Origin of the sequence: Micromonospora sp. NPDC005215 (assembly GCF_040607915.1) — a bacterium.
Lineage (GTDB): Bacteria > Actinomycetota > Actinomycetes > Mycobacteriales > Micromonosporaceae > Micromonospora.
Genome location: NZ_JBEXHQ010000001.1, coordinates 302,036 through 314,869, shown reverse-complemented (window position 1 = coordinate 314,869; position 12,834 = coordinate 302,036). Strand labels below are relative to the sequence as shown.

Genomic DNA, 12,834 nt, shown 5'->3' with positions numbered 1-12,834 from the left:
GGCCCGATTGCGGTGCGGTACGGTCCGGTGTGCCGTGGTGACGGTGACGGCACGCTCAGTGATGGCTCATCCGGGAGGAGTCGGCCGATGCCACGGGGGGAGATCGACGAAGCCTGGATCGAGGAGGCGGTGCGGCGATACCGCCGGATCGAGCAGCTCCAGGCCGAGTTCGACCAGGCGGTGTCCACCGTCGAGGTGACCGTCCGGTCGCCGGACGGTCTGGTCGAGGTCGTCGTCACCGCCGGAGGGCGGATCACCCACGTCCGGTTCCTCGGCCCACTGCACACCCGCAACCCACGGGACGTCGCCGGCTCCGTGCAGGCCGCGGTCACCGCGGCGGCCGACGCCGCCGAGTGGGCGCGGGAAAAGCTGCACAACGAGACGTTCGCCGCCTACCGACCACTCGCGGGGGCCTGAGATGGACACACTGCGCGCGCTCTCCGCCCGACTGGACGAGGCGAGCGCCACGCTCACCGCCATCGCGCACACCGTCACCGCCAGCGACCCGGCTCAGGCCGCGTTCGGCGTCGACGCTCCGGGCCGCCCCGGCGAGATCGGTCGCGCGCTGCACCGGCAGTGGGCCACCGCCACCGACGACCGGGCCCGGGAGGCCCGCACCGCCGCCGGTCGACTGGCCGCCGCCGCCTCGGCCGTGCGGGAGGCCGCCGACCGCTACGCCGAGGTCGACCGGGCAGCTCGCCGCCGGCTCGCCGGGGAGCCCTGATGGACGCCCTGGACCGGCTCGCCGATCCCGGCCTCGACCTGCTGCGCCGGGTGGACCGGCTGATCGCCGCCGGCGTCCCGGAAGGGCACCGGGTCTGGCCGCTGCTGCGCCGGATGCAGGTGCTGCCGGGCGACGCCGTCCGCGGCTTCCTCGACCTGCACCCCGCGCCGCTCGCCAGCGCAGGGCACGCGGTGCGCCGGTTGGTCCGGGGGTACGACGACGTCTCCGCCGCGCTCACCGACCCGGTGCTCTGGTCCGGCCCGGCCGCCACCGCGTACGGGCAGCAGCGGGCCGCGCTGTTGCGCCACCTCGACGAGGGGCCGGACAGCCTGGTCGGGCGGCTCGAATCCACAGCTGGTTACGCTGACGCGCTGGCCGACTGGGTGGAGGGCAGCCGTCTCGCGCTGGCCCGGACGTTGGCCGACGTGCTGCGCTCGGCCGAGGCGGTGGCCGTGGTCGCCGCCACCGCCACGGACCCGTCGACCCGCCCCGGCCCGGTCGGGCCGGGGGTGGCCGACGCGGCGGAGATCGCCGCGCGGGTGCTGGCGGTGCTCTGCGTCGCGTACGACGGTGCGGAGACGTTGCTGCGGCAGTGGGCACCGAGCCTCGCCGAGACTGCGTGGCGACCACCGGTGGACGGCCGGCCCCACTATGACCAGCCCACCCGTGTCGGCTGGTAGCCGCTCGGACAGGCCCACGGCGTCGCTCGCGGACGTCGGACCGGAGCCGGCGCCCACGGCGACGCCGTGGTCTTCCCCTGCACCCCCCGCAGGTCTGCCTTCACTCAACGCCGCCGGGGGCGTGCTTGTCTGCTGTCCGGGCCCGGATTCAACCGTCCGGGCGAGGCGTAACGGCACGACGGGCCGCCCGGCAATCGGTCGAGTCGACGGTCATGGATGGCAGTGGACGGACTGGCTGGTGCGTCCTTTGCGATGATCCGTCGTAGGGTGGGGAGATGGGGATGCTCTGCGCGGTCAGCTTCAACCGATACGGGCGCCTCTACTACCTCGATCCCGGCGAGTTGCGTCCGCAGGTGGGCGACAAGGTGCTGGTGCCCACCGACGACGGGCCCGAGGTGGCGGAGTGCGTGTGGGCCGCGCAGTGGGTCACCGAGGAGACCGACGGCTTTCCCCGGCTGGTGGGGCTCGCCGGCGACGACGACCTCCACCGGGACGAGGCGCTGCGGCGTCGCAAGGCCGAGGCGAAGGTGGCCGCGAAACGGCTGATCCGCTCGCACGGCCTGCCCATGAAGGTGGTGGCGGTCGACCACGTGCTCGGCTCGGCCGAGAGTGGCGGCGAGCGCAGCACCGTCTACTTCACCGCCCCACACCGGGTGGACTTCCGCTCCCTGGTCCGTGATTTGGGCGCCACCCTGCACTGCCGGGTCGAGCTACGCCAGCTCTCCGCGCGCGACTCGGCGCGGGTGCAGGGCGGCATCGGCTCCTGCGGTCGGGATCTGTGCTGCGCGACGTTCCTCACCGACTTCGAGCCGGTGACCATCCGGATGGCCAAGGACCAGGACCTGCCACTCAACCCGCTGCGCATCTCCGGTGCGTGTGGCCGGTTGATGTGCTGCCTCAAATACGAGCATCCCTTGTACGCCAGGTTCCAGGAGACCGCCCCGGCGGTCGGCAGCCGGGTCTCCACGCCGGAGGGCGAGGGCCGGGTCGTCGGCCACAGCGTCCCCCGTGACGCGGTGACGGTCCGCCTCGACGCGGACGGCTCCCGCTGCTCCTGCTCCCGCGCCTCCGTCTGCGCCCCCCGCCAAGCCCACGACCAGCACTACACCCCCTAACACACTCCCCCCGGACAGCCCATGTTGATCAACAGGTGATGGATCAGGGCAGGACTACGGGGGGTTCGGACAGGTGCGGGGTCAGGGGAGTTTTCGGGGTTAGCCAGCTTGCGGTGGGGGACTGGTCGGGGTTCACCTGCCAGTCGCGGGAAACCCGGTCCACAGCGATCGGGTAGATCGTCAGCGTCCCGTCCGGGTCGATGCGCAACCGCAGGAACGACTTGGAGTCCTCGATGCCCTGCCCGGCGAACAGTTCGTTGACGTTCACGCCGAACGAACCCGCCACCAGCAGGTACGCCGCCACCACCTGGCTGGCGACCAGGCCGATCACCGGCCCGTAGACCACCGCCGCGGCGACTGCCGGCAGTGGCCACGGCCATTCGTAGAACGGTAGCGCCAACCAGACCCAGGTGGCGCCAGCGGCCAGCGCCACCTGGGCCACCCCGTGGCTGACGCCGAGAAGCCAGTTCCGGACGTGCCGCTTGCCGCTGGCGTTGGGCGGCTTGGCGAACAGAACCGCCGCCATCACCGTCACGAGCACCATCAGCACCAGCGGGACGCTGAACAGTCGCTGGTTGGTGCTGTCGGCCCAGTTCGCCGTCGCGCCCGCCATCGCCAGCATCAGCAGGGTGTGCAGGATGCCGAGCAACGTGGTGAAGCCAGGGTTGCGAAACGGCAGCCGAGCGAAGATGCCCCAGCCGTAGCGGCGGGAGCGGGCCGCGTCCGGGTAGCGGGCCACCAGGTCGTACTGCTGCGTACGGCTCGCCCGGCGGGCCAGCGTGTCGCGCGGCGGCACCTCGATGCGATCCGGCAGCTTGTGGGTGGGATACAGGTACGCTCCGCCGCCGCCACAGGTGATCAACTGCCGGTCCGGGCCGGAGTAGCGGGCGTAGTGGTGCAGGTCGCCGGAGAGCAGCAGCCGCACCCGCGCCCCGGTCGGGTCGATGATCGTCCGGACGAAGTAGTCGATCGAGTCGTACGCGGCCGGGCTGTCGGCGGCCTTGACCCAGGTCGGCGACGGCGCGGCCAGGATCACCTTCGACTCCGGGCCGAGCCGTCGGGCCACCTCGTCGAAGTAGGCCAACTGCGGGTCGTCCAGGTACGAGCCGGACTGGTCGTCCACGCCGAGCAGCCACCAGCCGGCCGGCAACTCCACGGCGAAGTACGACCGCGACTGCCCGGTACGCCAGCCGGCGAAGTTGCGGTCCCGGGAGCGGACGAACAGCCGCAGGAAAGCGGTCAGTCCGTCGTACCAGTCGTGGTTGCCCGGCACCGCGAACAGCGTGGGACGGTCGGGCGGGGTCAACGGCAGCGCGGCCTGGTAGGGGCCCTTGCACCGGTTCTCGTACTCCGCGTAGGCCGCCGACGGATACACCTGGTCGCCGCCCATCACCAGGGTCTGCGCCCGGGGCAGCCGGTGTCCGTCCACGGTCAGCTCCGGCTGCGCCAGCAGGTACGCGACCGAGTACGTGGCGTTGAAGCCGTCACCGAGGTCGGCCACGTAGTCGAGCCAGAGCCCGCCGTCCGGTCCCGCCTGGCGGAAGATGTCGTCGCCGAAGGCGTTCTGCAACTCGCGCTTGTCCAGGTAGGCGCCGAAGAGGATCGCCAGCAGCGTCCGGATGCCGGTGCTGATCAGGAGGAACGGTGCCAGCCACGGCACCGGCTTGCGCGGGGTGAAGCCCAGCTCCAGCGGATCGGTGGAGCGTGGCCGAGGCCGGGCACGCTCGCTGTCGGGGTGATCGTCGGCCGCCGGAGCCCGGTAGTCGTCGCGTTCGTCGCTCACCCGCCGCAGCGTAGTACCGGATTCAATGTGACGCTGTCCGGTAACGGGCCAGTTGGCAGTCGTTGTCCGGTTGACGGTGGTGGTAGCGCGGGGCTATCCCGTTCGGGGTCGGGCAACAGGGTGCCGTACACTTGCTCATCGTTGCCGCCTTAGCTCAGTCGGCTAGAGCGACGCACTCGTAATGCGTAGGTCGACGGTTCGATTCCGTCAGGCGGCTCGGTGAATGAAGGGCCTCTGGCCTCGGGTGGAAGCCCGGGAGCCAGAGGCTCTTTTCTGTTGACCCCGGTGGTGACTCGGCGATGCCACCCGCCCACCGAGGTTCGGCGAGTCAACCCGAACCTTGCCGGCCGGGCCTACGGCGCGAGGCAGAGGGTACGCGTTCATCTGCGACGCAGCATCGTCACCGTGCAGGCCGCGATGGCGTCCATTTTGGTCGGACTGCTCGTCGTGGCGGCCGGCGCTGCCTTACCAGCGACAGCCGCGGCCGGAGCCGGTGCGGACGTGGCGGCCGGCGACCGAGCTGGAGCGCCGCGAGGCCGACCGGCAGCTACTCATCAACGAGATGACCGGCTGCGTGCCAGCCTGTACCCGACGCACTGAACCGCCGTCAGTCCACCCGGATTCGGTAAACCAGCTCGTACCGACCGCGCGGCAGCACGATGTCCGCTGTCTCGACCGGCACGCCGGCGGCGTAGTACGTCCGAGTGATCTCGTACACGTCCGCCGGACGGCCGGGCAGCCCCAGAGCCCCCGCCGCGGCTCATCCACCCGGAAGGGATGTCGATGTGGCGCAACCCGATCAACCGAATTACCCGCCGGCGGCCCCGTTGCGAGGACTCCGCCGGCCGGACCTGGGAAGCCGGCGACCGCCGAGCCGCCCAGCAGCGACTGCTCGACCTGGCACGGCAGCAGCGGGCCGAGCATCCCTACGACGGGCCAACACCGTGAGTTTCGAGACGCCGACCACCGCGCGGGCGGCCAGCGAGGCCCGGTACGAGCAGGCGATCCGGGAACTCACCGCCCTGGAGGCGCGCCCGGCCGACGAGCACGTACCGCGCCGGCCGGAGTGGGACTGCCGCAGCTGCGGGCCCGACACGTCCTGGCCGTGCTCGCCGGCGCAGGTGCGACTGGCCGAGCAGTACCGGCGCGACCGCATCGGCCTCTCGATGCACGTCGGCGCGCTCTATTTCGTCGCCAGCGCGGAGCGCCCGGACGAGGACCCCACCACCTGTACGAGCGGATCGTGGGATGGATCCGGGAGCCGTAGCGCCGAGGGCATTGAGGTGCCTCGGCTGTATGGACACCATCCTCGCCACCGTCGAGCACAAGTGCGGGGGCGACCAAATCCCCACCGAGGAACTGGGCTGGTACTGCACGTGTGACCAACCCGAGTGCCGCCGCCGGCAACAAGGAATGTGGGCGCCCGGCACCAAGCCGGGCGGCAACCGCAAGTAGACGGCCCCGGGAACGGCGATGCAAGCGCCGCCCCAGGGCCTTGATCAGACACTGGAGGTCTGACCCATGCACCATCCTCAGCGAACACGCTGCACCGTCAAGACCCTCGCGGTCATCGTCGCCCTGGCCGGTGCTCGCGCCTGCGAGGGCGAGGGCACCAAGAGCGACCGGCCGGCCGACGACCGCGCCGTCGACCCGAAGTTGGTGGTGCGCAGCGCCCGCCGTTTGGGGCGGTGAGCACCAAGCTGTCCTGGCGTTCCCGGCGACGTGCGCGGCCAGCTCGTCGACGAGGAACCGCGGAATCCGTCCACAAGCGGGCCGCGCCGGCCCGGCCCCGCCGACACCGTGATCAGTACAGGTCACAGCGGCGCGAGGATCATCAGGATCTCGTCCCGGTCATCGCCCGCGCCGAACCGCAGCGCCCCGGGCCACCGGCCGATTTCCTTCCAGCCGAGCCGGGCGTAGAAGTCTTCCAGGCCGGCCCCGCCTCGCGCGCAGAGGCGCAGCTGTTCCAGCCCCATCTCGTCGCGGCCGATCTGTCGGACCCGATGCATCATCGCTGCGCCGATCCCGCGACCTCGGTAGTCGGGATGTGTTTGAACGCGGTTGACGGTGCCCCAGTGAGACACGAGCGGATCCACGTGACGGGACAGGTTCAGCCAACCAGCCAGTGCCCCGTCGACCACCGCCAGCAGGAGTCTGCTGCGCTGCGGACCCAGGTCGGCGATGAGGCGCTCGGCCACGGGAGTGACCTGTTCCGGTCCGACGGGCGGGAACGCGAAACCCACAGCGCCGCCCATGTTCGCCACCGCGATCCAGCACTCGACCAGCTCGCGTGTCTGACGGGCGCTGATCTCGGACGGGTGGGAGATCTGCCTGAACTCAACAAGGCCATGGCGGAGCATGACGGGAAGTATCGCGCAGAGGCGAGCCCTCCGGTGTGCGGCGCCATCGCACCGGTCGGTTGACGGTGTGGCTGTGGTCCAGGCCGGCCGAGCAGCGGTAGGAGGCCAGCTCACCGGTAATGGTGTTGCACGGCCAACTCCGACTTGGTGGCGAACTCGACCTCGTCGGGCAACCCGGCTGCGGCACACCGGTCCCGGTCCTCGGTCCACGACGCCGGCAGATACATCCGCCGGCGCTGATCGCGCCCGGCCCGACGAAGTGTCGAGCCGGGCGCGTCGAGTGAGCTATGCCACGAAGCGGGAACGGCGTCGGCGTCCGATCACGTAGCCCGCGGCGCCGAGGAGCAGAAGCGCAGCGCCAAGGCCGGCCACGGTCACGGTGTTGGCACCGGTCAGAGGCAGCCCACCGCCGTCACCGCCGGGAGCGGCCGCGCTGGCGGAGGGCGTAGAGGTCGGTGCGACGGTCGTCGTGGCGCTGGGCGTCGCACTCGCCGTGGCGCTGGGGGTGGCGCTCGGCGTCGCACTGGGCGAGGCGCTCGGCGTCGGCGTGGGCTGAGACGCGCAGTCAAGCGCACGTGCGGCGTACATGCCTTCGTTCAGGTAAGCCAGGTAGGTGTCGACGGACTCGGTGTCGAGCGTCTTCTGCGCGGCCTCCTTCACGTTGGCGCCAGCGCCCGTCATCGTCTGGTTCACCGTGACCCGCAGAGCAATTGACCAGGAATTCTGCACGTCGGACTTGAGGAAAGCCCGGAGCTCTTCCGAGGTGCCCCTCAGCGCCTTCTCGATGGCGTCCCGCAGAACGGGCAACTTCCCTTCGTCCGCCGTTGCCAGGATTCGATTGGCCAACAACCGCAGCTGCCCAGTGGTGGCGGTATCCAGATCGATGGTGAAGAGCTCGCGAATATCCTTGTACGTTTTGCGCTCGACCGTCTGGCAGGCCGCGTTCAGCCCGGGCGATCCGGCTTGAGCCACCGCTGGTGCTGCCGGAACCAGAAAGGCCAGCGCTATCAGGGCGCCGGCCGGAAACTTCCATCGCATGTTGGTCTTCCTCCCCGTTGTAGATCAAAACATGGAGATATTAACGTCGGCTCGCGGAAAAGCAAGATGGGATAGACCGTTCGATTTCGTCAGGCGGCTCGGTAGAAATAGGGCCAGAGGCCGTTTTTCCATGCTTTGTGATCAACGGTGTTGAACGAGGTGTACTACGCCGAAGAGTCGTCATCTCCAGCGGCATTCGAGCCTTCGTCGCCCATCAGCGGGAGGCCCATTCGGTCCGCGGCCTCCCTGGAGCTGCGCAGCGCTCCGACGGCAGCCAGTCCCGCCCCGGCGAGCGCGATCGTCGTTTCCACGGCTGACGACACCTGAAAGGAGTCGGCCGGTGACCTGCTCACCATCATCCCCAATTCCAGGAAGGCGTTCTGGTCAGGATTGGCCAATTCCCACCAGCCTGACCACACCCCGGCGAGATCCGAGTACGCGTCGGCCGCTCCGAGTGACAGCAGGAACAATCCCACCGGGAGCAGCCAACGCCGATCGGCCCGCCACCCGGACAGCGCGAGTGCCCCCATGGTCACGAGAGCGGCGAGCAGCGTCGGCCACACCGTCCCAAGTAGGTCCCACAGCGGATAGTCGACGAACTCCCGGGTGGAGTCCAGCCCGAACCAGGCGAGCAGCAGCAGCGCGAGGACTGTCGTCGCCACACCCCGCCGCCTGCCGCGCGACGGCAGTGCCCACACGCCGGCCGCGAGACAGACAACGCCAAGCGCCAGACCCAGCGCGGCGAGCCGTTGCCTGTCGATCGAGTCCCGCCATGGCCCCAATATGGACGTCTCTGCTGTCGCTGGCCCGTATGTCACCCCGCCCACTTCGACGACCTGCTCCTGATGCCAGTGCAGTCTCAGCACCGCCACCACGGCAAGGAGTCCGATACCGGCGGCGACGGCCCACCGCACGCGGCGCGCACCGCGATCCAGCAGGACGTAGCCGAGCAGTGCGAGCAGCATGACCAGGCCGAACTGCATCGACTCGGCTGGCATGGAGAGCAGCGCCGCCGCAGCCGAGAGCAGACCGGCCGCGACGGATGCGACGAGCAGGCCGATCGGAAGACGCATGGCGGAGATCGTGACACGTGAGTGGGGAATGCGTAGCCCCAGAGTGTGGAGCCGGCCGGGGTCGGCGGCTACGTGTCGAACAGCCGAACGGCCCGGTGGTCGCTGCTGGCAGCCGCGGATATCGCCTGTCGGCAGACCTGCCCGCTGATCCGGGGGCTACCTTCGGCGGGCCAGGTGTTGCAGCGTCGCGCGGATGACGGTCTTCTCCTCCGCGGAGACGTTGGGGTCCATCAGGATGCGCGCGACTGCCCGCAGGTCGGGGTCGGTGCTCGGGTCCGGTGTGGGTGACGGCGGCGCGCCGTCCCAGCCCAGTATCTGCGAGGCCACCGAACGCGGGATGCCGAGGCCGTCGCAGAACTGCTGGACCTGGGTGCGCTGCGGGTTGGCTATCTCGGCTCGGCGCCACCGGTAGATGGTCGATCGACCGATGCCGGTGCGTTGCTCGACGTCCTCGATGGACATGGCGCGTTCCCGTACGGCCTCGTCGAGGGCGCGTTTGATGAACCGCGCGAACGCGATGACACGGGGATCTTGGCTGGCACTCGCTGACACAGGGTGATGGTAAGTGCCGCGTGTGGGACTCCGTTGCCGGACCCGAGTGTAGTGCCGGATCTGGCTCCGGCTCGTGGTCGACGAAGCGGTCACCCGGGTCCAGCCCTACTGGGGTTACGGAGAGCGGCGCCGTCGCCAGGGGTCGAACACCCTGAGCCGAAAGTACGTGCCGTTGCCACACTTGGCACTGAGTGGTGGACACGGTACGGTCAGTGCCATGAATGGCAATAACAGTGCCAGATCTGGTCCGTGGCGAGCAGGCCGCCGTGTCGGTAGTGGGGGAGAGCCGATGAAACTACGTCCCGTGCTGGTGGGTGCCATCGCCGTCGTCCTCGTGGCGGTCGGCCTGTCCATCCCTTCGGGGACACCCGTCGCCGCCCAGGCCGCAGCTGCCGCCGCCTGCCCAGCGCCGGGTCGACCCACTGTGAAGATTCTGACAGTGGGCGATTCGATCACCGGCGGCGCGACGATGACCGAATCGGTGACCGCCGGCTACCGCGCGGAGTTGGGGTGGCTGCTCGACCAATTCTGCGTACCGCACGAGTTTGTCGTCGCAGCGGCCGGAGGGGTGACCTGCAACTACTGGTCGTCGCGGATGGCGGACCTGGTCACCACGCACCGACCCGACCTGATCCTGCTGAACTGCGGGACCAACAACAACCTGTCGAACGCCACCTCGGCGCAGATCGCTGCCTTCGAGAGCACCTACCGGGGGCTCTTCGACACGGCGTTGGACCTGGACCCGGACGTCCTCATGTACCCGTCCTGGGTGCAGTACAGCTCGGGGCACGGCACCGATGGCTGCACGACGCCACCGGGTCCGAGCCCTGCCTGGCTCCCGGCGAGCGAAGCCAAGGTCAATGACGCGATCTACCGCAGCATGTTGGTGATCGACGAGTACGGCGATCGCGTGCCAACCTGGATCGACTACCAGTCCATCCCGGAAGGCTATCTGGACCAGTGCGGCGTGCATCCCACGCCCGGCGGTTACACGGTGATGGGTCGGCTGGCCTACAACACCATCGCCCCCCGACTGGGTGTCCCGCAGGCACCGCTGCCATGTGGGTTGGTGGGCCGGCGGCCGGGCTACCCGGTCGGTCAGTGGATTCCCTGCGACAGGATGAACCTCAACTGACGAGGTGGGTCCGGTCACTACGGTGACCCGACGCGCGCCACCGGGCCGCGACCAACTTCTGCCGGCTCTACCCATCCTGGGTGGGGCCGGCTTCGTCGTTTCCGGATGAGCGCAACCAGCCCGCTCAGGAAAGCGTGTGTCCGTGCAGTGGGCTCGCCTCAGCTCGACGGGTGCGAGATCATGTCCATCTGCCGATCTTTCCTCCGGCCCAATCCCGGCAGGTCAGGCGGCAGCCCGGCACCGCATGTGGATCGGGACGACGCCTACCGGGGGGAGGCTACGTGTGGCTCGTACAGGGCGTCGTCCTCTCTGGTGTGGCCCCGGCCCTCGCGATGCGCCGTTGTCCCGTTGCCCGGGTGCCGGGGGTGGGCGGCACGGGGACCCCGCCGTTCACCCCGCCGAGCGTCCTGGTCGCTGCGTTCGTTCCGTCCCTCGCGCAGCGTCTCTGTCGACTGCTGCCCCGCTCCGATGTCCCGTAGGTGGCAGGACCGGACCTGGGCCTCCGCCCGGCCTGATGTGGCTCACCCGCCGCGTGACGGGTGGCGTGACCGATGCCAGCCGCCCGGTGGGCGCCCGGCTGGAGGTGACCCGACCTCAGATCCCCTCGTACCGCCGCCCCCCAGCGCAGATCGGAGCCCCTCGTGGATACTCGCACTCAGTCAAAGGCCGCGAATGTCGTCCTCGCCGTCGCCGGACTCTGCTGGCTGGCCACCGTGCTGGTCGCCGCGATCGACTGGGACGGCGCGGTGTCCGGCCGAGCCTTCGCCGTTGGCGCCATCGCCGCCGCCGTTTCGGTCGCCGCCGTCATCGTCAACAGCCGGCAGTTGGCCGGGGGCATCAAGGTCGTGGTCGTATCGGTGGCCCGTGCGCCGCACCAGGCGTACTGGCGTGGCTACCAGGATCGCGGCACCGACATGCGGCCCGGTGGCGACGACGACGCTCCCGACCTGATGGGCATCCGCTCCTGACCCCACCGCACGACGAGCACAGGGGACCTTCATCCCCTGTGCTCGCTCGACGCGTGCGGTATCGCCAGGTCAACGAGGGATTGGCGATCTCGCCGTCGGACGCTCGGCCCCCGAGGAAAAGTCGCGACGCTTGAGCTTCGCCATGCGGCCGTCCGGGTGGTGCCAGACCAGACCCTCCCATCCCGGGTGACCCAGCAGCCAGTCACGCAGCCCGTCGTGGTCCAGCGGCGCCTTGCGCAGTTCCTCCTCGTCCCCGGCGGCGCAGAAGCCGTGGCGGACGAGCTGGTGACCGCCGGCCTTCTCCGGGTTGCCGTTCACCCTCGGCCCGACCAGTTCGTAGGTCGCGCCAGGCTGTGGGCCGGTGACCTGGTCGGCGTCCACGATCGCGCCGAGCGCCTCAGCATGAAACGCGGCGAAGGTCGACTGCTCGATCGGCTCCCAGCCGACGGTCCTGCCGGTCGTGTCGTCGGTCATGACCGGCTGGTACCCCGGAGGCGTGGTCCTGCCCGGCTTGACCTCGCGCCGAGCCCACCAGCGTTCGCCGTCGTAAGTGACGCAGGTGCCGTCGTACTTCCGGGTGGCGACTCCCTCGCCGTCGAGAACCCATCGGCAGTCCGGGTGGACATCTGACGTCACCCGGCGCATGTCCTCCGGGTCACGTCGGAACAGGGTTGGGATCTTCCGCATCGCGGTCTCCTCTCTGCTGCGTCGGACTCGCACAGGATGAAGGAGAGGTGATTTCGGCTGCCACCGCATATCGTCGCTCGGACGGCCACCGGTGGATGGTGTCCGCCGACTCTCGGGGACCTGAGAACGTCGGTGGTGGTGGATACGGTCCGACGGTGACCGCGACCACTGACGCCCCTGGCACCTTGCCCACCCCCACCGACGAGGCCCGGCTGTGGGCGCTCATCGAGGCGGCGTGGGCCGAGTTGGGCCCCGAGCCACTGGCGCTGCGTCAGGCCCTCGTCGAGCGCGACCCCGCCGACGATGATGACGATGACGATGACGGCCCGTACCAGGCGATCGATGCCTGGTTGGACGCGTTCCTGGACCGGCTCCGGCACCTGAGCGCCGAGCTGACCGGGCCGGAGTTGACCGCTCTCGACCGGGTGGTGGAGCGCAAGCTGCACGACATCGATCGGGAGGACATCCACGAGGTGACCGACGGGTCGGACGACGGCTTCCTCTACGCCCGGGGTTTCATCGTCGCGCTGGGACGGACGTACTACGAGGCGGTCCGCACCGACCCCGCGATGGCTCTGCTCGACGCCGAGTGCGAGGCCATGTGTTACTTCTTCGCGCACCTGCACGACGACCGCTTCGGTTCGCTGCCGGGGACCGGCTCCGGAATCTCCCGGGAGTCGTTCGGCAACCCTGCCGGTTGGTCGGCCTGACCCGGCTCG

The 12,834-nt window shown here is 69.9% G+C and carries 15 protein-coding genes and 1 tRNA gene; 10 read left to right on the top strand and 6 right to left on the bottom strand.

The annotated features are described in order from the left end of the window. The first annotated feature begins 87 nt into the window (after positions 1–87). From ABZU25_RS01525 to ricT, 4 genes are all read left to right on the top strand, one after another. Entirely contained in the window at positions 88–417 is a 330-nt protein-coding gene (locus ABZU25_RS01525; protein ID WP_355027350.1) for a YbaB/EbfC family nucleoid-associated protein, read from the top strand. A gap of 1 nt (position 418) precedes the next feature. Continuing rightward, the gene (locus tag ABZU25_RS01520) at positions 419–724 is read left to right on the top strand and encodes a hypothetical protein (protein ID WP_355027349.1); all 306 of its coding nucleotides are present in this window, start codon (positions 419–421) and stop codon (positions 722–724) included. Continuing rightward, the gene (locus tag ABZU25_RS01515; protein ID WP_355027348.1) at positions 724–1,404 is read left to right on the top strand and encodes a hypothetical protein; all 681 of its coding nucleotides are present in this window, start codon (positions 724–726) and stop codon (positions 1,402–1,404) included. The genes ABZU25_RS01520 and ABZU25_RS01515 overlap by 1 nt, the downstream gene beginning before the upstream one ends. Positions 1,405–1,679: 275 nt before the next feature. Continuing rightward, the gene (gene ricT, locus ABZU25_RS01510; protein WP_355027347.1) at positions 1,680–2,519 is read left to right on the top strand and encodes a regulatory iron-sulfur-containing complex subunit RicT; all 840 of its coding nucleotides are present in this window, start codon (positions 1,680–1,682) and stop codon (positions 2,517–2,519) included. 43 nt (positions 2,520–2,562) lie between these two features. On the opposite strand, the gene ABZU25_RS01505 is transcribed toward ricT, so the two are convergent. Further along, a complete protein-coding gene (locus ABZU25_RS01505; protein WP_355027346.1) occupies positions 2,563–4,302 on the bottom strand; it encodes a metallophosphoesterase in 1,740 nt (579 codons plus the stop codon). 143 nt (positions 4,303–4,445) lie between these two features. Between ABZU25_RS01505 and ABZU25_RS01500 the strand changes: the two genes are divergently transcribed. The 3 genes from ABZU25_RS01500 (at position 4,446) to ABZU25_RS01490 (ending at position 5,994) form a co-directional block, all read left to right on the top strand. Then, a tRNA-Thr gene (locus ABZU25_RS01500) sits at positions 4,446–4,519 on the top strand. A 1,079-nt stretch (positions 4,520–5,598) separates the two neighbouring features. Next, positions 5,599–5,757 carry a hypothetical protein gene (locus ABZU25_RS01495; RefSeq protein WP_355027345.1) on the top strand — a complete coding sequence of 53 codons (159 nt, stop codon included), beginning with the start codon at positions 5,599–5,601 and terminating at the stop codon, positions 5,755–5,757. A gap of 66 nt (positions 5,758–5,823) precedes the next feature. Continuing rightward, the gene (locus tag ABZU25_RS01490; RefSeq protein WP_355027344.1) at positions 5,824–5,994 is read left to right on the top strand and encodes a hypothetical protein; all 171 of its coding nucleotides are present in this window, start codon (positions 5,824–5,826) and stop codon (positions 5,992–5,994) included. 122 nt (positions 5,995–6,116) lie between these two features. On the opposite strand, the gene ABZU25_RS01485 is transcribed toward ABZU25_RS01490, so the two are convergent. From ABZU25_RS01485 to ABZU25_RS01470, 4 genes are all read right to left on the bottom strand, one after another. Next, complete coding sequence (locus ABZU25_RS01485; RefSeq protein ID WP_355027343.1) at positions 6,117–6,662, bottom strand: GNAT family N-acetyltransferase; 546 nt, start codon at positions 6,660–6,662, stop codon at positions 6,117–6,119. A gap of 285 nt (positions 6,663–6,947) precedes the next feature. Then, on the bottom strand, positions 6,948–7,700 hold the full coding sequence (locus ABZU25_RS01480) for an LPXTG cell wall anchor domain-containing protein (protein ID WP_355027342.1): 753 nt from the start codon (positions 7,698–7,700) through the stop codon (positions 6,948–6,950). Positions 7,701–7,864: 164 nt separating this feature from the next. Next, positions 7,865–8,773, bottom strand: a complete 909-nt coding sequence (locus ABZU25_RS01475) for an aminopeptidase (RefSeq protein ID WP_355027341.1) — start codon at positions 8,771–8,773, stop codon at positions 7,865–7,867. A 156-nt stretch (positions 8,774–8,929) separates the two neighbouring features. Beyond that, the gene (locus ABZU25_RS01470) at positions 8,930–9,325 is read right to left on the bottom strand and encodes a helix-turn-helix transcriptional regulator (RefSeq protein WP_355027340.1); all 396 of its coding nucleotides are present in this window, start codon (positions 9,323–9,325) and stop codon (positions 8,930–8,932) included. A 289-nt stretch (positions 9,326–9,614) separates the two neighbouring features. On the opposite strand from ABZU25_RS01470, the gene ABZU25_RS01465 reads away from it, so the two are divergent. Beyond that, positions 9,615–10,460, top strand: a complete 846-nt coding sequence (locus tag ABZU25_RS01465; protein ID WP_355027339.1) for an SGNH/GDSL hydrolase family protein — start codon at positions 9,615–9,617, stop codon at positions 10,458–10,460. A 641-nt stretch (positions 10,461–11,101) separates the two neighbouring features. After that, positions 11,102–11,428: a hypothetical protein gene (locus ABZU25_RS01460; RefSeq protein WP_355027338.1), complete on the top strand. Its 327-nt coding sequence runs from the start codon at positions 11,102–11,104 to the stop codon at positions 11,426–11,428. A 69-nt stretch (positions 11,429–11,497) separates the two neighbouring features. On the opposite strand, the gene ABZU25_RS01455 is transcribed toward ABZU25_RS01460, so the two are convergent. Further along, on the bottom strand, positions 11,498–12,115 hold the full coding sequence (locus tag ABZU25_RS01455) for a DUF5565 family protein (RefSeq protein ID WP_355027337.1): 618 nt from the start codon (positions 12,113–12,115) through the stop codon (positions 11,498–11,500). A 155-nt stretch (positions 12,116–12,270) separates the two neighbouring features. On the opposite strand from ABZU25_RS01455, the gene ABZU25_RS01450 reads away from it, so the two are divergent. Continuing rightward, complete coding sequence (locus tag ABZU25_RS01450) at positions 12,271–12,825, top strand: DUF4240 domain-containing protein (protein ID WP_355027336.1); 555 nt, start codon at positions 12,271–12,273, stop codon at positions 12,823–12,825. Positions 12,826–12,834 lie beyond the last annotated feature (9 nt).

Bases quoted from the DNA above. Each gene is read 5' to 3' on its own strand.
- ABZU25_RS01465 (WP_355027339.1), top strand. From the start codon at position 9,615: ATGAAACTACGTCCCGTGCTGGTGGGTGCCATCGCCGTCGTCCTCGTG.
- ABZU25_RS01480 (WP_355027342.1), bottom strand. From the start codon at position 7,700: ATGCGATGGAAGTTTCCGGCCGGCGCCCTGATAGCGCTGGCCTTTCTG.
- ABZU25_RS01495 (WP_355027345.1), top strand. From the start codon at position 5,599: ATGGACACCATCCTCGCCACCGTCGAGCACAAGTGCGGGGGCGACCAA.
- ABZU25_RS01520 (WP_355027349.1), top strand. From the start codon at position 419: ATGGACACACTGCGCGCGCTCTCCGCCCGACTGGACGAGGCGAGCGCC.
- ABZU25_RS01525 (WP_355027350.1), top strand. From the start codon at position 88: ATGCCACGGGGGGAGATCGACGAAGCCTGGATCGAGGAGGCGGTGCGG.
- ABZU25_RS01455 (WP_355027337.1), bottom strand. From the start codon at position 12,115: ATGCGGAAGATCCCAACCCTGTTCCGACGTGACCCGGAGGACATGCGC.
- ABZU25_RS01490 (WP_355027344.1), top strand. From the start codon at position 5,824: ATGCACCATCCTCAGCGAACACGCTGCACCGTCAAGACCCTCGCGGTC.
- ricT (WP_355027347.1), top strand. From the start codon at position 1,680: ATGGGGATGCTCTGCGCGGTCAGCTTCAACCGATACGGGCGCCTCTAC.
- ABZU25_RS01475 (WP_355027341.1), bottom strand. From the start codon at position 8,773: ATGCGTCTTCCGATCGGCCTGCTCGTCGCATCCGTCGCGGCCGGTCTG.
- ABZU25_RS01515 (WP_355027348.1), top strand. From the start codon at position 724: ATGGACGCCCTGGACCGGCTCGCCGATCCCGGCCTCGACCTGCTGCGC.
- ABZU25_RS01485 (WP_355027343.1), bottom strand. From the start codon at position 6,662: ATGCTCCGCCATGGCCTTGTTGAGTTCAGGCAGATCTCCCACCCGTCC.